This window comes from Streptomyces wuyuanensis, from assembly GCF_900103455.1.
Classification (GTDB): Bacteria; Actinomycetota; Actinomycetes; order Streptomycetales; family Streptomycetaceae; genus Streptomyces; species Streptomyces wuyuanensis.
Genome location: NZ_FNHI01000006.1, coordinates 159,696 through 181,392, shown reverse-complemented (window position 1 = coordinate 181,392; position 21,697 = coordinate 159,696). Strand labels below are relative to the sequence as shown.

Below are 21,697 nucleotides of genomic sequence, written 5' to 3'. Positions count from 1 at the left end.
ATGCGCTCGGAGCGACCCGCGGAACCCAAGCGCCTGCTCGACATGGCCCTCGGCACCCTGCTGCTGGTCCTCGCCGCCCCGCTGCTGGCCGCCGCGGCCTGCTCCCTCGCCCTGCGACGCCCACCCGGCGGGATCGTCGTGCGCGAGCTGAAGACGGGACTGGACGGCCACCCCTTCACCGTCCGCTCGCTGCGCACGCGCCGCTGGCGGCTGGACCTGCTCTCCAGGCTGCCCCATGTCGTCACGGGCGAGATGTCCCTGGTCGGCCCGGCGGCGCTGGCCCCGGAGGACCCCCGGGCCGCCGCTCCCTGGCGGCAGACCGTCCGGCCCGGCCTCACCGGCCCCGCCCAGCTGAGCAGGCACTCGACGCTCCCCTGGGACGAACCCGAGCTGCTCGACCAGCACTACGTGGAGCACCATTGGATCGGGCTGGATCTGGCCGTCCTGGTGCGCACGCTCCCGGCCCTGTTCCCGCCTCGCACTCAGGGTCACCTGAGCGACGCAGATCACCGCCTACCTGGCTACAGTGCGACGGAATAAGTGGGTACGCTCGGCACGGACTGGATAAGTTACCGCTTAGTAAGTGCCGATTCCCCACCCTCGCAGGCCCGAGGAGCCCCGAAATGCAACTCGCCGCGATCATCGTGTCGCTGGTCCTGACCGTGGTCGGCGTTGCGCTCATCGCCCGAGCCGTCGCGCAGATCTACCGGTTCGTGAAGCTCGGTCAGCCCGTGCCTGCGGGCAGCCGCACCGACGACCCCAAGGCCCGCACGGTCACCCTGGTCAAGGAGTTCCTCGGCCATACCCGGATGAACCGCTGGGGGATCGTGGGCTTCGCCCACTGGTTCGTCGCGATCGGCTTCCTGACACTGCCGCCGACGCTCGCACAGGCGTACGGCCAGCTGTTCAAGGCGGACTGGACCCTGCCGATCCTGGGCGGCTTCCTGCCCTTCGAGATGTACATCGAGTTCATCGGCCTGATGACCGTCGTGGGCATCCTCGTGCTGATCGCGATCCGGCTGCTCAACCTGCCGTCCCGCGCGGGCCGCAAATCGCGCTTCGCCGGCTCCAAGGCCTGGCAGGCGTACTTCGTCGAGTACATCATCCTGACGATCGGCCTCGCGATCCTCGTCCTGCGCGGACTGGAGGGCGCGATCCACCACGTGGACCACTACGAGGCCGCGTACTTCGTCTCGTACCCGCTGGTCCTGGCCTTCGACGGACTGAGCGTCCCCACCCTCCAGACGCTGATCTACTTCACCGCCATGATCAAGATCGGCACCTCGCTGATCTGGATGATCACGGTGTCGCTGAACACCAACATGGGTGTGGCCTGGCACCGCTTCCTGGGCTTCCCGAACATCTGGTTCAAGCGCAACGCCACCGGCGAGACCGCGCTGGGCGCCCTGCTGCCGATGACGAGCGGCGGCAAGGAGATCGACTTCGAGGACCCGGGCGAGGACGACGTCTTCGGCGTCTCCCAGGTCGAGCAGTTCTCCTGGAAGGGCATCCTCGACTTCTCCACCTGCACCGAGTGCGGCCGCTGCCAGTCGCAGTGCCCCGCCTGGAACACCGGCAAGCCGCTCTCCCCGAAGCTGCTGATCATGTCGCTGCGCGACCACGCGCACGCCAAGGCCCCCTACCTGCTGGCCGGCGGCGGCAAGACCATGGAGGGCGAGGAGAAGGCGTCCGAGGAGCAGCTGAAGGACGTCCCGGCCGCCGCGCTGGCCGAGGCCGAGCGCCCGCTCATCGGCACCGCCGAGGAGAACGGCGTCATCGACCCGGACGTCCTGTGGTCCTGCACCACCTGCGGCGCGTGCGTCGAGCAGTGCCCGGTCGACATCGAGCACATCGACCACATCGTCGACATGCGCCGCTACCAGGTGATGATCGAGTCCTCGTTCCCGTCCGAGGCGGGCACGATGCTCAAGAACCTGGAGAAGAAGGGCAACCCCTGGGGCCTGGCCAAGAAGCAGCGGGTCGAGTGGACCAAGGAGGTCGACTTCGAGGTCCCGATCGTCGGCAAGGACGTCGAGGACCTCACCGAGGTCGACTACCTGTACTGGGTCGGCTGCGCCGGCGCCCTGGAGGACCGGGCCAAGAAGACCACCAAGGCCTTCGCGGAGCTGCTGCACATGGCGGGCGTCAAGTTCGCGATCATGGGCGGGGACGAGAAGTGCACCGGTGACTCCGCCCGCCGCCTCGGCAACGAGCCCCTGTTCCAGCAGCTCGGCCAGGAGAACGTGGCCATGCTGAACATGGCCTTCGGCGAGTCCCTCGACGAGGACGGGGAGGTGGACGAGTCCACGAAGAAGCCGAAGGCCGCCAAGAAGATCGTGGCCACCTGCCCGCACTGCTTCAACACCATCGCCAACGAGTACCCGCAGCTCGGCGGCGAGTTCGAGGTCATCCACCACACCCAGCTGCTCCAGCACCTCATCGACGAGGGCAAGCTGATCCCGGTGACCCCGGTCGAGGGCCTCATCACCTACCACGACCCCTGCTATCTGGGCCGCCACAACAAGGTCTACACGCCCCCGCGCGAGATCATGGACAAGGTGCCCGGCCTGCGCCAGCAGGAGATGCACCGCCACAAGGAGCGCGGCTTCTGCTGCGGCGCCGGCGGCGCGCGCATGTGGATGGAGGAGCGGATCGGCAAGCGCATCAACACCGAGCGCGTCGACGAGGCCCTGTCCCTCAACCCGGACATCGTCTCCACCGCCTGCCCGTTCTGCCTGGTCATGCTCTCCGACTCGGTCAACGGCAAGAAGGGCGAGGGCAAGGCCAAGGAGTCCCTCCAGGTCGTGGACGTGGCCCAGCTCCTGCTGGACTCGGTGAAGACCCCGGCGGAGCCGGGTGACAACGGCGACGGCGACACGGACGACAAGGCGCCGGCGGACTCGCCGGACCCGGAACCGGAACCCGTGAAGTAGTCGTCTGCAAGGACGAGCAGAAAGCGGCCGGACCTGCCTCGGGGGCAGGACCGGCCGCTTCTGTCGTTTCCGGTGCCGTGGCGCTCGCGTCGGTTCGGGTGCGTGACGCTTCTGCGGTTTCGGGTGCCGAGGCGCTCCTGCCGCTTCCGGTGTCGTGACGCTCCTACCGCTTACGGTGCGGTGGCGCTCCTGCCGTTTCGGGCGTTGTGACGTCCTGCCGTTTCGGGCGTTGTGACGTCCTGCCGTTTCGGGCGCCGTGGCGCTCCTGCCGCTTCCGATGTCGTGACGCTCCTGCCGTTTCGGGGTGTCGTGCCGCAGGTCCGCTCCCGGGTCCGGCGAACTGCCCGCCGCCTGACCATTGGCCGATGCACCTGACAGGGGCATGATGATGCGGCCCGGGTTCCGGACCCGGCCCGGCGAAACCGGATGGACGAACGGGAGTGGTGCCGTCGTGGTGCGTCTACTGCGCAACGCCGCGCTGACGGGCGCGGCCGCGCTGCTGCTGGCGCCACTGACCGGCTGCGGGCCCACCGCCCCTCCCCGGCCCGCACCCGACCGCCCCGCCGCCCCCCGCTCCGCCTCGCCGCAGGCCCTCGCGGGCAAGGCCGCACCCCGGGCGGTTGCGGTGCCGCACGGCGACGGCAGCCGCGTACCGGAGGACTTCAACGGCGACGGCCACCGCGACCTCGTCCTCGACGACCTGGTCAAGGCGCCCGGCGCGGGCCACGACGACGACGCGGGCATCGGCATCGTGTACGGCACCGCCGCCGGTACCGGGGCCGCCTCCGGCGCCCAGGGCCCCGTCTCGCCGGCCGTACGGCAGCTTCTGACCCCTCGAGCCAACGGCGCAGCCGTCGCCGGCACCCCGCCCTCCGCCTTCGACGCCGCCGCCGCGTGTAACCTGGACGAGGACGGCTTCAGCGACCTGGTCGTCGCCACGGACCCCCCGTACGACGGCACCGGCCGCCCGCCCGTCCCGCTGCAACTGCTCTTCGGCGGCCCGTCCGGACTCACCGGCAGGGCGGTCGTCCTGCGGATCCCCGAGCGCGCCCGCCACGGCAACGAATGGCCCGACCACCCCGTCTGCGGCGACTTCGACGGCGACGGCGCCCAGGACCTCGCGGTGACCGCGAGCGAGGGCCGGGTGAGCTTCCTGCGCGGCCCCTTCGGCCGCACCGGCGCACCGCGCGCCGCCGGACCCGCGGTCCCCGGGTCGGGCCCCGTGCTCGCCGCCCCCTCGCCCCGGGCGGACGCGGACGGCGACGGCTACGACGACCTCGTCCACTCCACCGGCCCTCTCGTCCCCGGCACCGCGGCCAAGGGCAGGCTCCTGCGGGGCGGACCCGACGGGCCCGGCCGACCCGGCGGCCCGTACACGTTCAAGGCCGTACCGCTGCCGCCGGCGCCGCCACTCCCGGCCGGCGAGACCTCGCCCGTCACCGAGCTGCTCCGCCGCGCGGACTTCGACGGGGACGGACGCGCGGACGTCGTGACCCGCACGCACCGGGGCGAGAGCGCGGACGTCATCGCGATCCACCCGGGCGCCGGGGACCGGGACCGGCCCCTGATCACCTTCAGCACCTCGGTCTTCCTCGGCTGAGACGCGATCGGGCCGGAGCGTGACCCGGCACCGCGGCCCCGGGGCGGTGGCGTGACCCGTCCGCTGCCGCTGGCCGGGCGGAACCCGGTGACGCCACCCGGCACGGCGTCAGCGGCCGAGCCGCCGCGCCCCGGCCCTCACCGGCCGATGGCCCCCGAGCCCGCGAAGGACCTCCGACGGATCCGGCAGACCCCGGGATCCCTCAGGGGCCGGCAGGTCGGGCAACCCCCGTGGTCCCCCTAGGGGATGTCACAGCTCGGCCGCAAAGGTCCCCCGGTTACCCGGCCCCGGACACCGGACACAGCAGGACCGGGTACGTTCGAATGCGTGGCTGGATTCAGGATCGGACGCGGCCGGGACAACAACCGCACCCCGCAACAACAACCGCAGCAGGCGCCCCCGTCGCCGTACGGACAGTCGTACGGCCCCGGAGGAGGCCAGGCGGCGCCCTCGTACCCCCCGCAGCAGCAGTGGCCCCGCAGAGGCGGCGGACACGGCGGGCAGGGCCATGGACACGGGCACGGGCACGGGCACGGGCACCAGGCTCCGCACGGCGAGCCCGAGTACTTCGGCGACCCGTACCAGCAGCAGGGCGGCTACCAGGGCGGCGGACACGGCGCCGACCCGTACGCCGACAACCCCGGCCACACCCGGGCATTCAGCGTCGGCGAGGACCCGTACAACGACGGCTCGACCTACCACGCCGGCGCCGCACCCGTCCCGTCCGGACCGCGCCTGCACTGGAAGGAACTGCTGAGCGGCATCGTCCTGCGCCCCGGCCCGACCTTCCTGCAGATGCGGGACTACCCGGTCTGGGGCCCGGCGCTGAGCGTCACGTTCCTCTACGGCCTGCTCGCCATCTTCGGATTCGACCAGACGCGCGACGAGGCGATCAACGCGCCGTTCGCCAGCGCGCTCACGTCCGTGATCGTCACCGGCGTGGGCTTCGTCCTCGGCGGTCTGATCCTCGGCGCGGTCACCCACACCCTGGCCCGGCAACTCGGCGGCGACGGGGCGTGGCAGCCGACCGTGGGCCTCTCCATGCTGATCATGTCGCTCACGGACGCCCCGAGGCTGCTCGTCGCCCTCTTCCTGGGCGGCGAGAACATGCTGGTGCAGGTGGTGGGCTGGGCGACCTGGCTCGCGGCGGCCGCGCTCTTCACCTCCATGGTGAGCAAGTCGCACGATCTGCCGTGGCCGAAGGCGCTGGGCGCCTCGGCGCTCCAGCTGATCGCGCTGCTCGCGATCATCAAGCTCGGCACCATCTGACCGGGGTCCCGCCCACGGGACGGACCACGAAGAAGGCCTCTGCCGTACTCGGCAGGGGCCTTCTCGACGCCCCAGCGGTCGGGACCAGTCCCTCGTTTGCTCCCGTGCGCCCGCGCGGCGCGTCCTCACCCTTCGCGCGACCGCGCGGAGGGTCAGGCGTCCAAGACCTGGCCGCTGCGTCGCACGACGGGCTTCTCCACGCTCCAGGGGAAGTTGATCCAGTCGTCCGTGCGCTTCCACACGTACTCGCACTTCACCAGCGACTGCGACTTCTCGTAGATGACGGCGGACCGCACCTCGGCGACGTGGTCGACGCAGAAGTCGTGGACGAGCTTCAGGGTCTTGCCGGTGTCCGCGACGTCGTCGGCGATCAGGACCTTCTTGTCGGAGAAGTCGATCGCGTTGGGGACCGGCGCGAGCATGACCGGCATCTCGAGCGTCGTGCCGACGCCGGTGTAGAACTCCACGTTGACGAGGTGGATGTTCTTGCAGTCCAACGCGTAGGCCAGCCCGCCGGCGACGAAGACACCGCCACGCGCGATCGACAGCACTATGTCGGGCTCGAAGCCGTCGTTCGCGATCGTCTGCGCAAGCTCGCGGACCGCGACGCCGAACTTCTCGTACGTCAGGTTCTCGCGTACCTCACTCATTGCGTTCCGGCCCTCACACCTGCGTCCGATGGAAATTCATGAACGACCGCGAGGCCGTCGGCCCTCGCTGCCCCTGGTACCGGGACCCGTACTTCTCGGAGCCGTACGAGTGCTCCGCCGGCGTGCTCAGCCGGAACATGCACAGCTGTCCGATCTTCATGCCCGGCCACAGCTTGATGGGCAGGGTGGCCAGGTTCGACAGTTCCAGCGTGACATGGCCGGAGAAACCGGGATCGATGAACCCGGCCGTGGAGTGGGTGACCAGGCCGAGCCTGCCGAGCGAGCTCTTGCCCTCCAACCGGGAGGCGATGTCGTCGGGCAGCGTGATGACCTCGTACGTCGATGCCAGCACGAACTCGCCGGGATGCAGGATGAACGCCTCGTCGCCCTCGGGCTCGACCAGACGCGTCAGGTCGGCCTGCTCGACGGCGGGGTCGATGTGGGGGTAGCGGTGGTTCTCGAACACCCGGAAGTAGCGGTCGAGCCGCACGTCGATGCTCGAGGGCTGCACCATCGAATCGTCGAACGGGTCGATGCGCACCCGTCCCGCGTCGATCTCGGCCCGGATGTCCTTGTCTGAGAGAAGCACGCCCCGAGGATACGCAGAGCGCGCGGGCCCGCCCCAATCGGGCGGAGCCCGCGCGCCTCACTCACTCGCGCCGCTCCGCGACGCCGGTCGCCCGCCGGTCAGCTCAGCGGTTCTGCAGCACCACGGGGACGGCCTGCCGCAAGCGCGCGCACCGGGGACAGCGGATGAGCCGCCCGGGTCCGATCCTGCCGGTACCGAGCTGCTGCATCGGGAACGACGAGGTGGTGAAGACGTGCCCTTCGGCACAGCGGACGACGGTGCGCGCGAGTGAATCGCCTTGATCCATCGAGTCCTTCGAGTCCATCGGCAGCATCAAGTCCCTTCCCCAACAAGCATGGACGAGACAGCCACATTAGGGGATCAACAGGACAGCGCTCCACGCGGCACTCCGCCACCAAAGGTACGCCCCAACGCCTCCACGACGCAGCCGCATCGGGCACGCCACGGACACCGGGGACCGGCTCCGGACGATGCTCGGAGGGGCTGCCACGCAAACGGCAACCGGGGACCATGACGAGCCATGGGGCCGCGGCGACACGGCGGCTCTTGGCGACTCACGGCGAACGGCAATCGGGGACCGCGAACGGCGATCGGCGACCGCACCCGACGCCCGAACTGCCGGAGATGCACGAAAGGCCCTTGGTGCAATACACCGAGGGCCGTGCATGAGGTACAGTGTGCAACGCTGCGGCACTGATCAACCGAGCCGCTTCGCGGGTGTAGTTTAATGGTAGAACATGAGCTTCCCAAGCTCAGAGCGCGGGTTCGATTCCCGTCACCCGCTCCAGACAGAAGCCCCAGGCCATCGGCCCGGGGCTTTGTTGTTGTCCAGGCCGGATCAAACGTCGCGTGCCCGTTCCGTGCCCGATGCGTGCTCGTCGGGCACGTCAGCGGCCTTCTCCCGCTCGGCGCGAACGCGGGCGTCGATACCGCCGGCTACTTCCCTCTGCCGCTCCAGGTTGGAGTGCTGGTAGATCAGTGCCGCCCGCACGGCAATCACGCCGTTCTTCCTGTCCTTCATCTTCGGCTGCGGGGGCTGGGCCACCATCGCGGTCACGCCGCTCATGTCCACGGGGATCACACGCACAGAGATCACTCCTCTAGAGGTGTTGGACTCCGTCACTCATGTATATAAGTGACATGAAGAAGAGTGCACGACTCCTATACATGAGTCAACCCGCCGAGACGAAGAAGTCGCGGCGGGTTGAAGGGAGTTGAGCGGGCGTCAGTCGGCCGCGGGGATCCTGTACTGGAAAACGAACTGGTCAGCAGCCATGAGGGTGTCGCACACCTCGACCACCCGACCCTCTTCGGTCACGGCCTCGCGCACGAGGTGAACGACCGGAGCACCGGGGCTCAAAGCGAGTTCGGACGACTCGGCCTTGCTTGCCGACCGAGCTTGAAGGGTCTCGACGAACTCAGCGAAGACGTGGCCGTCGCCCTCGAGGCGGGCGTAGATGCCGCCAGGGCCGGGGTTCTCGCCGAACAGCTCGGGGATGTCCTTGACCACGTCCCACGGCAGGTACGAGGTAGCCGTCTCGACGGGCGTGCCGTTCCGAAAATAGAGACGCCGCCGCGCGAGCACCTGGGCGCCGGCCTCGACGCCGAGCCGCTCGGCGATCTCCTCGGGAGCCTCCATCGGGCCGATGTAGAGGACGCTCACCTTGGCAGTCGCGCCGGACTGCTCGGACTCGGCCAGATACGCCGCCTTTCCACCCCGGCGATGCGAGGCCCGGAACCGGTCCGAGGACCGCAGCCGCACCGGCGGCCGATCCGTCACGATCGAGCCCTTGCCGTGCCGAGTCTCCACCAGGCCGCTGGCCCGGACCTCCACCATGGCCTGGCGAATCGTCCCGCCGGAGACGCCGTAGCGCTCGACCAGCTCGGACTCACTCGGCACCATGTCACCAGGCTTCAGGACACCAGCCCGGATCTGCTGAACGATCTCGTCGGCGATCTGAACGTACCGAGGTACGGCCCTGCCACCTCCTACCGCGGTTCCCATAGTCCTTCTCTTCCTCCTATGCTCCTGTACATGAGTACGGGCTCCCAGCAGCACAAGTCAACGCCACTGCACTCCGTGTCCGTGGCGGGGGCGGTCATGCGCGAGGACGGCCGGCTACTCGCGATCCGCCGGGCAGACAACGGGACTTGGGAGCTGCCGGGCGGAGTCCTGGAGCTCCCCGAAACGCCGGAAGCCGGTGTGGCCCGCGAAGTCTGGGAAGAGACCGGCATCCACGTCGAAGTCGACCAGCTCAGCGGCGTCTACAAGAACACGACGCGCGGCATCGTCGCCCTGGTCTTCCGCTGCAAGCCCTCCGGGGGCACCGAGCGCACCTCCGACGAGTCGATGGCAGTCGCATGGCTCACTCCAGAGGAAGTCGCCGAGCGCATGTCCGAGGTCTACGCGGTGCGCCTGCTCGATGCACTGGACGGAGACGGGCCCCACGTCCGGAGCCACGACGGGCGCCAGCTGCTGGCGGCGCAGTGATGACGAAGCCCTACCGCAGGATGAGCCGCGACGAAGCGATCCCGCTCGTGCAGCGACTTCTGGACGCCGACACAGCCGACGAGGCCGAGCACTCCGAGATCCTGAACGCCCTGAGGCGCGGGCTAATGTGCCCTCACATCAGCGACTACATCTACTGGGACACCGCCCCGGAGCCGAACGCGGCGAACATCGTCGATAGAGCCGTCGCATACAGTCCGATCGCCCTCTGAGGCGCAGCGCGGTAAGAGTTTCTCAACTTGATCAAGCGCTCGCTTCGCTCGCCGATGATCCCTGCCTCCTGGAACTGCAAGCAGTCTCATGCGTAGATCAGAGGTGCCGCGCACAGCGCGGCGGCGCCGGCCGGACGCCGCCGCCCGGCTCCCTCCATGTCTCCGCCACCGGGACCGCGCGTCGTCGCCCGCCCGCGCCCACAAAGGGGCGAAAGACCAGGCCGGGGCAAGGGGATGGTGCGACACCACAGGTGAGAACAGGACCGTGGCCGGGGCGGTCGGCTCCACGGCTTTACGCAGCCACCATGGGGCGAGCCTCGAAGATCGGGGCCCACATCGGGCAGGTCCACAGACTGCCCGATTCGCGGGAAGCTTACGGGCCCCGATCTCTCGCCCCCCGTTCCTTGACCCAGAGGGTCGCGTACTCCTCGAAGTTGACCGCTTGTCTTCGCCCCGCTCCGGCCCGGCAGTCCACAAACTGCCCGACGCGCCGGAAGCTTACGGGGCCATGATCTCTCGCCCCATGGCAGCTCCCGCCCAAAGCCGCTCCACCGCCCTCGTGGGAGAGGACCCCGCAGTCCTGGCACGACCTAGGCTAGAGCTGACATGAGCGTGGACCTTATTCAAATTTCTCATTGGTGAAGCGACTCTGGCACCCCACGCAAGATACCTTCGCGTCACGATTACGGAAGAGTGGCGCGATCAGGCCACATGAAACCTCAAATAAAGATCAAGTCGTCACGGTCGGGTAAATACTCCCGATGGTTTGGCCTCAAGGCGCTGCTGCGCTGCTTGACTCTCCCAGTCCGCGACCACGGATAGAACAGAATGTTCCGCATCGAAACAGGGGGAAAGCACTCGATATGGCACGCATTCGAAAAATCTCCGTTGTAATGGCTTCGGCTGCGATCGCAGCTTCCGTTTTAACTCCCGTCACCGCGGTCGCCGCGGACGACAGCCCCGCCCCCGCCCCCGACGTCTGCTCAGGTGGGTGGCGCAGCAATGTGTACGGCTACAAGGCCACCCACATCGGCAAGGGCCCGGTCTACAAGGACGGTCCCGGTGGGACGATGGTGATCACCAGGACCACCGCAGAGAAGGTGGGGTCGTCGATCTCCGGGACGGCAGGGGTGACGGTGGATTTCGCCGTCTCCCAGGCGAAGGCGGAAGTCAGCAGGGAATCCGTCAAGGAGGTCAGCTGGGGCACCGATCACCAGTACAGGCGGAACATAACAAGCGGAAGGTACGGGAACACGCAGTACGGCTCCTGGGGACACTCCGCCACGTGGGAGAAGTACTACGAGCTCCCCAATTGCAGGAAGTCCCAGCGGACGTCGGGAGGGGTTAAGGTCGTGAACAAGGCCGTCGGATTCCGCTACTGGGAGACCCGATCCTGATGAATCTTTCCCGCGCTGCCGCGTCCGCGGCCATCGTCGCTGCCGCCGTGGTGACGGCAACAGCGTGTACAAGTTCGGGTCAGCCCACACCCCGCACAGGCACGCCCTCGGCGCCAGCTTCGGCCGTGGTGCTGTCGCCGCCGGAGATCCGACCCGGCTATCGCCAGATTGCTTCCGGAGGGCCCCGGCACGGCGCGTGGGACCTCGGCCCGGTTCAGCTCACCAAGGGCATCTCCTGGGTGAACGTCAACTGCGTTGCGGACACCGATGCCGGCAGGATCACGCTAGTTGTCGACACAGTCGGAGAGTTCACGGTCGACTGCCCGAGCACCGAGGCCCGCATCAACGTCAACCAACTCGACCTCGCTGAGGGCCGCAAAGGACGCTTCCACATCGAGACCACCGACAATGTCCGGTGGATCGCCAGCATCCAAGTCCCCAAGTGACAGAACACACCGCACGGGCCCGCCGGAGCGACTGGTGACGGCGGTGCGTCCGCTACCGCCCCTTAGGGGCCTGGAGCGGACGCAATGGCCCCTCGCTGGCCGATCCGGCTAGAGCTACGCATCGGAAGGCTCCTGACATCCACGGCTGACACGGAGCCGGACGGAGGCGCACACTAGCGTCTTCGTCCGGCCGCCGCATCAGTCGGCAGCAGCAGCCGGACCGGTCCCGGATCGAACTTACAAGGCAGGTGTCAGCCGCGGCGCCCGTGCCAGATGCGTGCCAGAACGGGCGGTCAGCCACGGTCAACCGCGTGACGACAGAGTGCGTCGCCGCAGTGGTCGACCAAGGCCTCCGCCCTGCTCAACGGCTTAGTGGCACGGATGCGTTCGGTGATTCCCAAGCTCAGAGCGCGGGTTCGATTCACGTCACCCGCTCCACGAGAAAGCCCCGGGCCATCGGCCCGGGGCTTTGTTGTTGTCCAGACCGGATCAGGCGTCGCGCACCAGATTCGCACCAGAGCTCCTGGACGAGTTCCTTGTGGAGCGGCACGGAGACTCGGCGCAGACCTTGCGGTAAGCGTGTCTCTACTTGATCAAGGCGCCGCGCAAGCGCGGCGCGGACACGAAAAGTCAGAGAAGGGCCGGCGGGGGCTGGGGCGGTCGGCTCCACGACTTTGGGCAGCCACCATGGGCGAGCCTCGAAGATCGGAGCCGGGCTGTTGCGGGCAGATCCAGAGGCTGCCCGAGTCGCGGGAAGCTTACGGGCCCCGATCTCTCGCCCCATGGCAGCTCCCGCCCAAATCCGCTCCACCGACCTGCTGCTACCCGAGCGTCACCCCCGCGCTGTGCGGCGGACGGTGTGTGACATGCCGCTGGCGGCGTAATGGGGGTTTGGCCCGTCTGGCGGGATAACGCTGTGTTGCGTCGCATGACGGGTGCAGCCCGGGGTGCACACATCGCGCGAGTGGCCTCTGAGCGGATCCACCGAAGGGAGCCGGACATGGTCGAGGGTTCTGCAGGGCTGGCCGGACTGCTTGCTGTGGCAGAGGCAAGGATGCCTGTTGAGTCGGCCGAGGCGGTCGCTTTCGCGTTGGCAAGGAGCCTGGACGCGCAATCCGTGACCTTCCTGATCACTGACTTCACCGGCAACGCCGTCGTGCGTCTGAGCAACACCGACGCCGCCGAGGAACGGGAGCACATCAAATTGCCCGGCACCATCTACGAACAGGTACTGCGCGACCAGATGGTGGCCCTCCGCCCAGCCCCGGAGAACGACAGGCAGGTCCAGATCGTGGCCCCAGTGACCAACCGCGGGGATGCCATCGGGCTTCTTGAAGTCCTCCTCCCTCAAGCCCCCGAACCCGCAACTGTGCAGACAATCTCCGAAGCGGCCCATGCTCTGGCCTACATCCTCATCGCCAACCGCCGCTTCACCGACCTGTACCAGTGGGGTCGCCGCACCCTCCCGGTGAACCTGGCCGCCGAGATCCAGAACACTCTCCTTCCCGACAGCCTCACCTGCGAAGCACCGCAGTTCACGGTCTCCGGCGAGCTGATCCCGGCCGAGACGATCGCCGGCGACACCTTCGATCACTCCCTCGACCGGCACACCCTTCATGTGTCCATCACCGACGCCATGGGCCACAACGTCCGTGCCGCTCTCATGGCCACCCTGCTTGTCGGCGCTCTGCGCAGTGCCCGGCGCAGTGGAGCCGGCCTTGCCGAACAGGCCCGGCAGGCCCATCAGGCCCTGCTCGACCACGGCGTCCTCGGCCCATTGGTCACCGGCCAGCTCTTGCGCATCGACCTGCAGACGGGAAGCGCCGATTTCGTCAACGCCGGCCACCCCTGGCCCTGGCGCCTGCGCGGGGGACGCCTCGATCACATCACTCCCGACATCGATCCGCCCTTCGGCGCCCCCCTGCCGCACCCGCACCGCGTCCAGTCCCTCCAGCTGCAACCAGGTGACCGCCTCATCCTGGTCACCGATGGCATGCTTGAGCGCAACGCCGCCGCCGAAGACCTTCCCGCCCTGATCAAGGCCACCCGCGATCTGCATCCTCGCCAGACCGTTCACGCGCTCACCCAGGCCGTCCTACATGCCCAACAAGATGTCCTGCACGACGACGCCACCGTGGTCTGCCTGGATTGGCGAGGCACCCAGGACTAGGGCCTGTTGTGGAAGTCCTGGTCGCGTGAGGTCTGGCATCGATGGGGCGTCGTTGTCAGTGGTGCTGTGCATGATCGGCGCGTCAACTTTTCGCGGAGGTAGCGAAGCACCATGCCGATCACAAACCAGCAGGTAGCGGGACACACGTTCCTGCAGCAGATGTACGACGACTCGTACTTCCCTGATCACGTGGTCGATCAGGGGAAGGCGATCCTGCTGCGGCTGTGCGAACGCGTTGAGGTCGAGCAGCCGTCGGATCTGGAGACCTTGTATGCGCTCACCCAGGCTGCGACGGAGGAGTTCAACCTGCTGGACAGGGAGTTCGTGGCGGCCGGGAGCGGGATCGAGACGGTTGCGCGCGAGTGGATCTGTGACGAGTTTTGCTTCGTCGCGTCGGCATACGGGTTCATGGACGCGGATGCGGAGGAGCTGACATCAGGTCGGGACTGGTGAACGAGGACGGGAAGGCCGCCTTCGGCCAAAGCCATTCATTGAGAGCTGCGATCAGCACGGTCGCCTCGTAGCGGACGGCGAGCTTGTCGTATCGCGTGGCGACAGCGCGGTGTCTTGAGGCGGTTGATCCCGCACTCGACCGCATGGCGCTGGCGGTAGTCGACCGGGTCGAAATGCGGCGGCCGGCCGCCGCGGGAGCCGAGCCCTTGGCGGTTGCGTGCCTGGTCGGCCTTGTCCGGGATGGTGCAGCGGACCCCGCGGCGGCGCAGGTAGGCGCGGTTCCTGCGGGAGGCGTACGCCTTGTCAGCACGCACCCGATCGGGGCGAACGCGTGGCCGGCCCGGCCCAATGCGGGGCACGCGGACCCTCTCCAGCACCGGTTCGAACTGCGGCGAGTCCCCACGCTGTCCTGCCGTCACCACGATCGACATGGGCTTTTGACCCTGCTCGACGGTCAGGTGCAGCTTGGTGGTGAACCAGCCGCGCGACCTGCCCAGCCCATGATCACGGGGCTCGGTGAAGACGCCACCGGGTGGTTCTTTCTGCAGGTCGCCCTGCTTGCGAGCCCCGGCCGCATGCTGATTAGCGCGGCACACCGTGGAGTCGACACTCAGGTCCCACGTGATCGCACCCTTCGCGTCGGCCAGGGACTGGAGCCGGGCAAGGATCCGCTGCCAGGTGCCGTTCCGCTGCCACCGGCGGAACAGGTCGTAGATCCGGCTCCACGGTCCGTACTCGACGGGGACGTCCCGCCATGGAACACCGGTCCGGAACCGTATGCCGTCGATCAACTGCCGCCGAGGCCAGACGGGAGGCCGCCCTGCCCTGGCACCCTTTTCGGCAACAACGGCTCCAGCACCGCCCACTGCTCGTCCGTGAGATCTCCCCGACCCATGAACCGTGATCATTCCCAGCCCAAGATCCACTTTCGATACACGGCCTAGTCCCAGGGCGACTCCATGACGGCGTCGACGAAGTCCGCGCGAACGAAGCCCGGCACGAAGCGGGCGAGGATGTCGGCCTTGAAGTTGCAGAAGGTGGTCTGCGGACGGGGCGCGACGCTTCGGGTGAACTCGCGCAGGATCCCTGTCTTGTAAGTCGGACCGAGGATGGACCGCCACGACTGCATCCCGCTGTTCCTCGGAGATCTCGTCGTAGCCGATACCGAGGACGTCAACCTCCACGCCCGCAGTGACCAGGGCGATTTCCGGCGCCATGTGCCAAGGGATTTCAGGGGTGGTGTGCAGTGCGATCGCCTCCCACACGAGGCGGGCGCGGTCCTCTGTTGTGCAGCGCTCCAGCAGGAAGCGGCGCGCCTCGTCGGCGCCGTCGATCTCGAAGCGCTGGTCCGTCCGGGCGTACCTGTCGGTCAGGCCGAGGTCGTGGAAGAGGGCACCGACATAGAGCAGCTCCGGGTCGTGGTGCAGGCCGCGCCTGCGTGCGCGCATCGAGCTCCAGAAGTAGACGCAGGCCACTGAGCTCGTACGGAACGCGGCCTCGCCGGTCGTCTTCCACCACTGCCCTCGTGCACGAGTTTCGTCCCGGGTACCTCGATGTCCGCGATGATCTCGGTCATGCCGCACCTCCTGAAGAACCCGTAACTGCCCAGGCCACCGACGGCAGCACAAGGTCGCCCACATCTCCCAGTCATTACGCAGATCCGCCGTCCGCCTGTGGACAAGGCGCGCGCACCCTTGGGCGTGCGGGTCCGGGAGCCGTACGGGAGGCCGCGCAGCTGAAACGGGCAAGTCCAGATGTGCGAGACGGTGGCGCTGTCGCTTGGCGGCCGGTTCCACGGCTTGACGCAGCACCACGCGGCGACCGCGTAGACACGGACACAGATCGAACTATCTCGGGTGGCGTGGAGCCAGGCCGATTGAGGCGGGTGTGAGGAGGCCGTGATCTCTCGCCCCATGGCAGCCACCGCCCAAACCCCCGAGACAGAACTGAGATTGACGCTTGAGCGCCGGCTCCTTCCGACCAAGGACCGAGGTCACCTGCTGGTGGTATTCCTTGGGAGTGGATGACTCGATCGCGGGCGCGACGGCACTGCTGCGTGAGGTCTTTCCGGCAGACGTCCGACGCCGCCCACTGGGTTGGGAGCCGCTTCGGGCCTGGGAGGAGGGACACGGCGTAGTACTCCCGGAGCCGTATCGCACCTTCGTGGCCGAGATCTCGAACGGCACAGACGGCGGTCCTCCTGATGAGGGTGGGCTGCTACGCCTCGGAGAGAAGCCGACCAGCTGGGCTTCGTGGAAAACGGACTGCTGGATGAGCCCGGAACCCTTCGACGGCACCGCCGAACGCGTGCCTGGTCGGACTTTCCCCATCGAGGAGGAATGGCAGTGGGAGTACGACTACCACGACAGCGTTCTCCATTCGCCTCGGCTGCATGGGATCTACCAGCACGGCTCGGTGCTGCTGGGAAGCGACAAGCCGGGTGAGTACTGGACGCTGGTGGTGACCGGTTCGCAACGCGGCCGCGTGTGGTGGCTCAGGGACGGCTGCGCCGCTCCCTACGCAGACTCCCCATCCGAGCAGCATGGAGGCGATTTCCTGAGCTGGGCGAGGGACTGGCACGTGGGACGGGGCTGGTGGCGTTTCGAGTGACACCCGACGACCAGCCCGTGGCTTGGAACCGCCACTGTTTCCGCAGGCAAGCCGTGGCCGGCGCGGTCGGCTTCACGGCTCGACGCAGCACCACGGGGCGAACCTCGCATTCATGCTGGTATGGGGCGTCATCGCCATCGGCGGCGGGGCGGCGGCGTCCAACCTGCGAGGGGCCGCCGACTCGTTCCACGAGCTGATCCCCGAGTACCGGCGCTGGCCACGCAGCGTGGCAGGCCTGAGGAAGGCGGCCGCGGCGTGGACGGTACTGTGCGCGATATTCGTCGGCATGTGGTTCATGGGGTGACGTGACCTACCCGGCGGCATGGTTCGGCCGGCCCTCTCGCACTCCGTCAGAGCGGCGCCATGACCAGTTCGCCGACCACCTGCAGACCGACCTGCGCCGCCAGCCAGGGAGCCCGGTCGGCCTCGACCTGTTTGACGTGAACGAACACGGTGTGAACGTCGGCGGGTTCATCCAGGTACAGGTCATGAGCGTGGGCCGCCAGCGTGACGTACGCGCCCCTGGGCCCGCCCCGGTCGAGACCGATGTCCGGCGCTGCCGGCCATCCACTGTGCGGGGTGCTCTTCGGCGTGCTGCCTGGTGGGGCAGGTCGCTCTGTAGGGTCGAGATCATGAGCGTTGACGTTGCGGTCGTCCGTGAGGCGAACGACGAGGCGGTAGAGGCATTCGCGCGCTTGCTGCCCCAACTTTCCAGTAGGGCGGACCCGTTGGATCTCGCGGCAGTGCGGAGCTTGCTCTCGGCCGATGCGAGCACGGTGTTGATGGCGCGGGTGGAAGGGGAAGTGGTCGGCATGCTGACCTTGGTCCTGTTCCCGTTGCCTTCCGGTCTGCGGGCTCGTATTGAGGATGTCGTCGTGGACGAGGCCGCACGAGGGCTCGGCGTCGGGGGCGCTCTGACCGAGGAGGCTCTGCGCCTGGCGGAGGCCGCGGGTGCTCGAACCGTGGACCTCACGTCGCGTCCGTCGAGAGTGGCAGCGAATCGTCTATATGAGCGACTCGGCTTCGAGGCCAGGGAATCCAGGCTCTATCGCTTCGTGCTGTAGCAAGGACCGACGAGATGGGGTACGCCCGGAACTCGAGGAAGCCGCGACCTGGGCAGCGCCGGACCCCGTGATCCGTGGTGAGCGGGCAGGGAAGCGTCCCCGCAGCGAGTGCACGGATGTTGACCAGGCGCGCCGGGACGGCTGTGCCGGGGCGCGCCTGGTGGCGCGGGTGCCGGCGGTCCCTACGCTCCTGCCTGGGCCGCGGCGTCGGCGACGGCGATCTCGATGCTGAGTGCCTTGGCGATGTTGCCGGCTGCCGTCATGACGCGCGCGGTGCCCACGATGGGGGCGATGGCGACGAGGACGTCCTGCAGCTGGTCGGCGGTCATGCCGGCCTGGAGGGCGGGGTCGATGTGGGCGACGTAGGAGATCGGCGGAGCGTCCGAGGCGGCGAGGGCCGCGATGCGGGTGAGCATGAACATGTCGGGGGTTAGCCCGCACCGCTCGATCGAGTCGACCGTCATCGCGGCGAGTGTGTCCAGTACCGGGGTTTCGGATGCTGTGGCCATGGCAGGTCGTCTCCTGACGGTGTCGTGACGAGGATCGCCGGGCGGAAGCGCGGCAGGGCTCCGCATCTCGGTGCGGCGTCTCCTGCTCGACGGTAAGTCGGTTTCCTGCGTGTCGCCCGTCGAGCGAGCGTCCGGGCAGGCGGAGGAGGGGCGCCAGCGGGACGCCCCCGACCCGCGGTGGGTCTCAGCGTGGGCGCGACGGGGGGCGGCGGGCGGCGGGCCCCGGGGTGGGTCCCGTACACCCATTGGCCGGCCCGGGGGGCACGGCGCGGGACGGGCTTGTAGCGTCAGGCCACAAGTGATGATCAATCGGATTTCACGACCGGTACCGGCCCGTGCCCGCGGGGGCCGGCCGGCAAGGACGCGGCGTGTTGTCCACAGCTGTGGACAGGTGCGGGGAGGAGGAGAGTTGGTGCGCAGCAAGCTCGCATCGGCGGCCGCGTTCGGGGTCGTCGTCCTTGCGATCGCCGTCAACCCCGTGATCCCCATCGTCCCCAAGTCCGGCCCGCAGAACACCCTGAGGGCCGAGCACTCGACCCAGCGGTTCAAGGGACGCGTCGTCGAATGCACCTCCGCGAAGCCCAAATTGGCGGAGGCGCTCGTCCGCCACATGGTGAAGTCACTGGAGAAGCGGTCGAGTCGGGTCTCGATCGCGCTCTACGACCGCAGGTCCCGTACCACGTGCAGCTATCGCGCCGATGTCCACTACGACTCCGCCAGCACGGTCAAGCCGATCGTCCTGGGAGCGTTGCTGCTGGCCAAGGGCACCGATCTGTCCGGGAAGGAACGGTCCCTGGCCAGGGAGATGATCGTGAACTCGGACAACGAGGCGACGTACGCCCTGTGGGACCTGCTGGGGGAGGAGAGGATCCAGGACTTCCTCGACGAGGCCGGGCTGGAGGACACCGACCTGAACGCCGCCGGCTTCATGGGGCTGACCCAGATCACCGCGCGCGAGCAGGTGAAGCTGCTTCAACTGCTCACGGGCGAGGACGAGTCCGTGCTGAGCGCCGACGAGCGCGCCTACATCCTGCGGCTGATGCGCGAGGTGCAGGACGACCAGCGCTGGGGAACGCCGGCGGGTGCTCCGCCGGACGCCGTCGTCCAGGTCAAGAACGGCTGGTTGCAGCGTTCCTCGAAGGAGGGGGTCAGGAGCTCCTGGGACCGCGGGGACTGGAAGGTCCACAGCATGAGTGCGATCACCGGAGGCTCCTACGATTACGGCCTCGTGATCCTGACCGAGAACAACAGGGTTCCCGAGGGTGCGTCGCCCGAGGTGGGGTGTGACTACGGCATGGAGACCATCGAGCGGGTGGCCAAGGCGATCCACCACGACCTGTACCCGGCCGGCACCGCCGAGGTGCACCAGGCGTCACGACCGCTGGTGACTGCCGCGCGATAGGAGCGCGGATCGGGTTGTGTCGGGGCCGGGGTGCCGGTCAGGCGCCGGCGCCGATCAGATCCCGTCCCGGTCAGGGCCCTGGCCCCCGTCAGATCCCTGGCCCCTGTCAGCTCCCGTCCCGGTCAGCAACCGGTCAGGTCCCGGTCAGGGTCAGTTCCGGGCCGGTGAAGCCCTGGCGCATCCGGCGGTCGTGGGTGACCGTCACCAGGGTCCCGCGGTAGGCGGCGAGGGCGGCATCCAGCTCCTCGACCAGGGCCGGGGAGAGGTGGTTCGTGGGTTCGTCGAGCAGCAGCAGGTCGATCGGGTCGGCCAGGAGGAGTGCGAGTTCGAGGCGGCGGCGCCGGCCGGTGGAGAGATGGCGGACGGGGCGGGTGAAGTCCCTCTCGTGGAGCAGGCCCGTCGCCGAGAGCTGCTCGGCCCGGTCCTCGCCGTACGCCTGGAGGACCGTGCGGTCGTCCTGGTCCGACGGGGTGGTCTGGCGGAGGTGGCCGACGCGGATCGGGCGTACGACCTCCCCGGAGACCGGGACGATTTCGCCTGCGAGGAGCTGGAGCAGGGTCGACTTGCCCGCGCCGATGGGGCCGGTCACCAGCAGCCGGCCGCCCGGCGGGATCTCCAGGGAGTCGAGGCTGAGCCGTCCGGGCACCACGACTTCCGAGAGGGAGACCCCGCCCGCCGGTTCGCCCTCGATGCGTGCCGTGAACCGCAGCGGCTGCGGCGGGGCCGGGACGGGGCTCGCGGTGAGCCGGTGCAGGCGTTCGCGGGCGTTGCGGATGCGGCCCATCGCGCCGTGCGCGCGGGACCGCGCCCGGAAGGCCCCGGCCCCGCTGAACGCAGCAGGGGCCTTGCGCGGAATCGCGGACAGCAGGCCGATGTTGGTGGTGGCCAGCCGTGACTGGCGGGCCACGTCGGCACGCCAGTCCTCGTACTCCCTCGTCCAGCGGGCCAGGTCGGCGGCCTTCGCGGCGAGGTGGCCCGCGTAGCCGTTGCCGTGGCGCCGGACGGTGTGCCGGTCCTGGTCGACCTCGAGCACGGTGGCGGTGACGCGTTCCAGGAAGACGCGGTCGTGGGTGACGGCGACGACCGTGCCGCGGTGCGCGCGAAGACGCTCCTCCAGCCAGTGGACGGCCTCGTCGTCGAGGTCGTTGGTGGGTTCGTCGAGGAGCAGTAGCTCCGGGGAGGCCGCGAGGACGGCGGCGAGCGCCAGACGGGAACGCCTGCCGCCGGAGAGCGTGCCGAGCCGGCGGTCGGGGTCGAGCGGTTCGCGTTCGCCCAGTCGGCGCAGGGTGGTCGCGACCCCGCGGTCCGCGTCGTGGCCGCCGCGCGCGTCGAACTCGGCGAGCAACCGCGCGTACTCCTCGGCTCCCGCTTCGCCGGTCGTGGCCAGGGCGGACTCGGCGGTGCGGATACGCCGCTCCAGCCTGCGCAGATCGGCCAGCGCCAGGTCGATCGCGTCGCCGACGCGTGCCGATCCGGGCAGATCCAGGGTCTGGGCGAGATGGCCGATGCCGCCGGGGGCGACGACCGTGACCGTGCCGTCGTCGGGTCGCTCCCGGCCGGCGAGCAGCCGCAGGAGCGTGGACTTGCCGGAGCCGTTGTCGCCGACGACGCCGGCCTTCTCGCCCGGCCGGACGCGGAACGAGACGCGGTCGAGGACGGTGATGTCGTCGTAGCGCTTCGTGACGTCGGTGAGCGTGAGCTGGGATGTGGTGGTACCGGGCACGGCGGTGGCGGGGACGACTGGGAACAAGGGCGACCCTCCGGGACTGTCGATTAGCGAGACGCAACGTCTCGTCTATATCGGAGAGCAGCAGCCGACGGCTGGGTTAGCAAGACGCTCCGTCTCGCCTGAGGTTGGGGGCCCCGGGGATCCGGGCCGGGCAA

21 protein-coding genes, 1 tRNA gene and 2 pseudogenes are annotated in these 21,697 nt (G+C 68.7%); 15 read left to right on the top strand and 9 right to left on the bottom strand.

Features of this window, described 5'->3' with window-relative positions; all coding sequences use genetic code 11:
- The 4 genes from BLT82_RS11480 to BLT82_RS11465 all read left to right on the top strand — a co-directional run bounded on the left by BLT82_RS11480 (window position 1) and on the right by BLT82_RS11465 (window position 5,802).
- Complete coding sequence (locus tag BLT82_RS11480; RefSeq protein ID WP_093653806.1) at window positions 1–540, top strand: sugar transferase; 540 nt, start codon at window positions 1–3, stop codon at window positions 538–540.
- Window positions 541–623: 83 nt separating this feature from the next.
- Complete coding sequence (locus BLT82_RS11475; protein WP_093653805.1) at window positions 624–2,933, top strand: (Fe-S)-binding protein; 2,310 nt, start codon at window positions 624–626, stop codon at window positions 2,931–2,933.
- A gap of 454 nt (window positions 2,934–3,387) precedes the next feature.
- A complete protein-coding gene (locus BLT82_RS11470; RefSeq protein WP_455431872.1) occupies window positions 3,388–4,533 on the top strand; it encodes an FG-GAP repeat domain-containing protein in 1,146 nt (381 codons plus the stop codon).
- 327 nt (window positions 4,534–4,860) lie between these two features.
- Window positions 4,861–5,802 carry a Yip1 family protein gene (locus tag BLT82_RS11465; RefSeq protein ID WP_093653803.1) on the top strand — a complete coding sequence of 314 codons (942 nt, stop codon included), beginning with the start codon at window positions 4,861–4,863 and terminating at the stop codon, window positions 5,800–5,802.
- A 152-nt stretch (window positions 5,803–5,954) separates the two neighbouring features.
- Here BLT82_RS11465 and BLT82_RS11460 read toward each other — a convergent pair whose 3' ends face one another.
- The 3 genes from BLT82_RS11460 to BLT82_RS11450 all read right to left on the bottom strand — a co-directional run bounded on the left by BLT82_RS11460 (window position 5,955) and on the right by BLT82_RS11450 (window position 7,354).
- Entirely contained in the window at window positions 5,955–6,452 is a 498-nt protein-coding gene (locus tag BLT82_RS11460; protein ID WP_093653802.1) for a phosphoribosyltransferase, read from the bottom strand.
- 13 nt (window positions 6,453–6,465) lie between these two features.
- Window positions 6,466–7,041: a dCTP deaminase gene (dcd, locus tag BLT82_RS11455; protein ID WP_093653801.1), complete on the bottom strand. Its 576-nt coding sequence runs from the start codon at window positions 7,039–7,041 to the stop codon at window positions 6,466–6,468.
- Between the two features lie 103 nt (window positions 7,042–7,144).
- Window positions 7,145–7,354, bottom strand: coding sequence for a hypothetical protein (locus tag BLT82_RS11450; RefSeq protein ID WP_208867844.1), 210 nt, complete (start codon window positions 7,352–7,354; stop codon window positions 7,145–7,147).
- 400 nt (window positions 7,355–7,754) lie between these two features.
- Here BLT82_RS11450 and BLT82_RS11445 point away from each other — a divergent pair.
- A tRNA-Gly gene (locus BLT82_RS11445) sits at window positions 7,755–7,828 on the top strand.
- 51 nt (window positions 7,829–7,879) lie between these two features.
- Here BLT82_RS11445 and BLT82_RS37845 read toward each other — a convergent pair.
- Both BLT82_RS37845 and BLT82_RS11435 read right to left on the bottom strand, forming a co-directional pair.
- Window positions 7,880–8,128: a hypothetical protein gene (locus BLT82_RS37845; protein WP_244291937.1), complete on the bottom strand. Its 249-nt coding sequence runs from the start codon at window positions 8,126–8,128 to the stop codon at window positions 7,880–7,882.
- A 138-nt stretch (window positions 8,129–8,266) separates the two neighbouring features.
- Window positions 8,267–9,046 (bottom strand): GntR family transcriptional regulator, encoded by a 780-nt coding sequence (locus BLT82_RS11435; RefSeq protein WP_093653800.1) that lies wholly within the window; start codon window positions 9,044–9,046, stop codon window positions 8,267–8,269.
- Window positions 9,047–9,064: 18 nt separating this feature from the next.
- Here BLT82_RS11435 and BLT82_RS11430 point away from each other — a divergent pair, with 18 nt between their 5' ends.
- From BLT82_RS11430 to BLT82_RS11405, 6 genes are all read left to right on the top strand, one after another.
- A complete protein-coding gene (locus tag BLT82_RS11430; RefSeq protein WP_093653799.1) occupies window positions 9,065–9,532 on the top strand; it encodes an NUDIX hydrolase in 468 nt (155 codons plus the stop codon).
- On the top strand, window positions 9,532–9,762 hold the full coding sequence (locus BLT82_RS11425; RefSeq protein WP_244291921.1) for an e9imm peptide: 231 nt from the start codon (window positions 9,532–9,534) through the stop codon (window positions 9,760–9,762). The genes BLT82_RS11430 and BLT82_RS11425 overlap by 1 nt, the downstream gene beginning before the upstream one ends.
- A gap of 893 nt (window positions 9,763–10,655) precedes the next feature.
- Window positions 10,656–11,159, top strand: coding sequence for a hypothetical protein (locus BLT82_RS11420; protein WP_143041488.1), 504 nt, complete (start codon window positions 10,656–10,658; stop codon window positions 11,157–11,159).
- Window positions 11,159–11,605 (top strand): hypothetical protein, encoded by a 447-nt coding sequence (locus BLT82_RS11415; protein ID WP_143041487.1) that lies wholly within the window; start codon window positions 11,159–11,161, stop codon window positions 11,603–11,605. The genes BLT82_RS11420 and BLT82_RS11415 overlap by 1 nt, the downstream gene beginning before the upstream one ends.
- A gap of 1,000 nt (window positions 11,606–12,605) precedes the next feature.
- Window positions 12,606–13,775, top strand: a complete 1,170-nt coding sequence (locus BLT82_RS11410; RefSeq protein WP_093653796.1) for a PP2C family protein-serine/threonine phosphatase — start codon at window positions 12,606–12,608, stop codon at window positions 13,773–13,775.
- A 111-nt stretch (window positions 13,776–13,886) separates the two neighbouring features.
- A complete protein-coding gene (locus BLT82_RS11405; protein WP_093653795.1) occupies window positions 13,887–14,228 on the top strand; it encodes a DUF5713 family protein in 342 nt (113 codons plus the stop codon).
- Here BLT82_RS11405 and BLT82_RS11400 read toward each other — a convergent pair.
- A pseudogene (locus BLT82_RS11400) lies at window positions 14,182–15,123 on the bottom strand (IS5 family transposase). The gene BLT82_RS11405 and the pseudogene BLT82_RS11400 overlap by 47 nt on opposite strands.
- A gap of 45 nt (window positions 15,124–15,168) precedes the next feature.
- A pseudogene (locus tag BLT82_RS38800) lies at window positions 15,169–15,804 on the bottom strand (HD domain-containing protein).
- Between the two features lie 443 nt (window positions 15,805–16,247).
- Between BLT82_RS38800 and BLT82_RS36795 the strand changes: the two are divergent.
- From BLT82_RS36795 to BLT82_RS11375, 3 genes are all read left to right on the top strand, one after another.
- Complete coding sequence (locus tag BLT82_RS36795; protein WP_143041486.1) at window positions 16,248–16,838, top strand: SMI1/KNR4 family protein; 591 nt, start codon at window positions 16,248–16,250, stop codon at window positions 16,836–16,838.
- Window positions 16,839–16,950: 112 nt separating this feature from the next.
- Window positions 16,951–17,142, top strand: a complete 192-nt coding sequence (locus tag BLT82_RS11385; protein ID WP_093653793.1) for a hypothetical protein — start codon at window positions 16,951–16,953, stop codon at window positions 17,140–17,142.
- A gap of 184 nt (window positions 17,143–17,326) precedes the next feature.
- Window positions 17,327–17,902, top strand: a complete 576-nt coding sequence (locus BLT82_RS11375; protein WP_107490247.1) for a GNAT family N-acetyltransferase — start codon at window positions 17,327–17,329, stop codon at window positions 17,900–17,902.
- Window positions 17,903–18,084: 182 nt separating this feature from the next.
- Here BLT82_RS11375 and BLT82_RS11370 read toward each other — a convergent pair whose 3' ends face one another.
- The gene (locus BLT82_RS11370) at window positions 18,085–18,411 is read right to left on the bottom strand and encodes a carboxymuconolactone decarboxylase family protein (RefSeq protein WP_093653792.1); all 327 of its coding nucleotides are present in this window, start codon (window positions 18,409–18,411) and stop codon (window positions 18,085–18,087) included.
- Window positions 18,412–18,823: 412 nt separating this feature from the next.
- Here BLT82_RS11370 and BLT82_RS11365 point away from each other — a divergent pair, with 412 nt between their 5' ends.
- A complete protein-coding gene (locus BLT82_RS11365) occupies window positions 18,824–19,813 on the top strand; it encodes a serine hydrolase (protein WP_244291920.1) in 990 nt (329 codons plus the stop codon).
- A 133-nt stretch (window positions 19,814–19,946) separates the two neighbouring features.
- Here the strand turns inward: BLT82_RS11365 and BLT82_RS11360 are convergent, their stop codons facing one another.
- Complete coding sequence (locus BLT82_RS11360; RefSeq protein ID WP_093653923.1) at window positions 19,947–21,536, bottom strand: ABC-F family ATP-binding cassette domain-containing protein; 1,590 nt, start codon at window positions 21,534–21,536, stop codon at window positions 19,947–19,949.
- Between the last annotated feature and the right edge of the window lie 161 nt (window positions 21,537–21,697).

Coding starts and splice junctions, on each gene's coding strand:
- BLT82_RS11460 (WP_093653802.1), bottom strand. CDS start 6,452: ATGAGTGAGGTACGCGAGAACCTGACGTACGAGAAGTTCGGCGTCGCG.
- BLT82_RS11450 (WP_208867844.1), bottom strand. CDS start 7,354: ATGCTGCCGATGGACTCGAAGGACTCGATGGATCAAGGCGATTCACTC.
- BLT82_RS11415 (WP_143041487.1), top strand. CDS start 11,159: ATGAATCTTTCCCGCGCTGCCGCGTCCGCGGCCATCGTCGCTGCCGCC.
- BLT82_RS11410 (WP_093653796.1), top strand. CDS start 12,606: ATGGTCGAGGGTTCTGCAGGGCTGGCCGGACTGCTTGCTGTGGCAGAG.
- BLT82_RS11375 (WP_107490247.1), top strand. CDS start 17,327: ATGAGCGTGGGCCGCCAGCGTGACGTACGCGCCCCTGGGCCCGCCCCG.
- BLT82_RS11475 (WP_093653805.1), top strand. CDS start 624: ATGCAACTCGCCGCGATCATCGTGTCGCTGGTCCTGACCGTGGTCGGC.
- BLT82_RS11385 (WP_093653793.1), top strand. CDS start 16,951: ATGCTGGTATGGGGCGTCATCGCCATCGGCGGCGGGGCGGCGGCGTCC.
- BLT82_RS11435 (WP_093653800.1), bottom strand. CDS start 9,046: ATGGGAACCGCGGTAGGAGGTGGCAGGGCCGTACCTCGGTACGTTCAG.
- BLT82_RS11405 (WP_093653795.1), top strand. CDS start 13,887: ATGCCGATCACAAACCAGCAGGTAGCGGGACACACGTTCCTGCAGCAG.
- BLT82_RS11430 (WP_093653799.1), top strand. CDS start 9,065: ATGCTCCTGTACATGAGTACGGGCTCCCAGCAGCACAAGTCAACGCCA.
- BLT82_RS11370 (WP_093653792.1), bottom strand. CDS start 18,411: ATGGCCACAGCATCCGAAACCCCGGTACTGGACACACTCGCCGCGATG.
- BLT82_RS11420 (WP_143041488.1), top strand. CDS start 10,656: ATGGCTTCGGCTGCGATCGCAGCTTCCGTTTTAACTCCCGTCACCGCG.
- BLT82_RS11425 (WP_244291921.1), top strand. CDS start 9,532: ATGACGAAGCCCTACCGCAGGATGAGCCGCGACGAAGCGATCCCGCTC.
- BLT82_RS11480 (WP_093653806.1), top strand. CDS start 1: ATGCGCTCGGAGCGACCCGCGGAACCCAAGCGCCTGCTCGACATGGCC.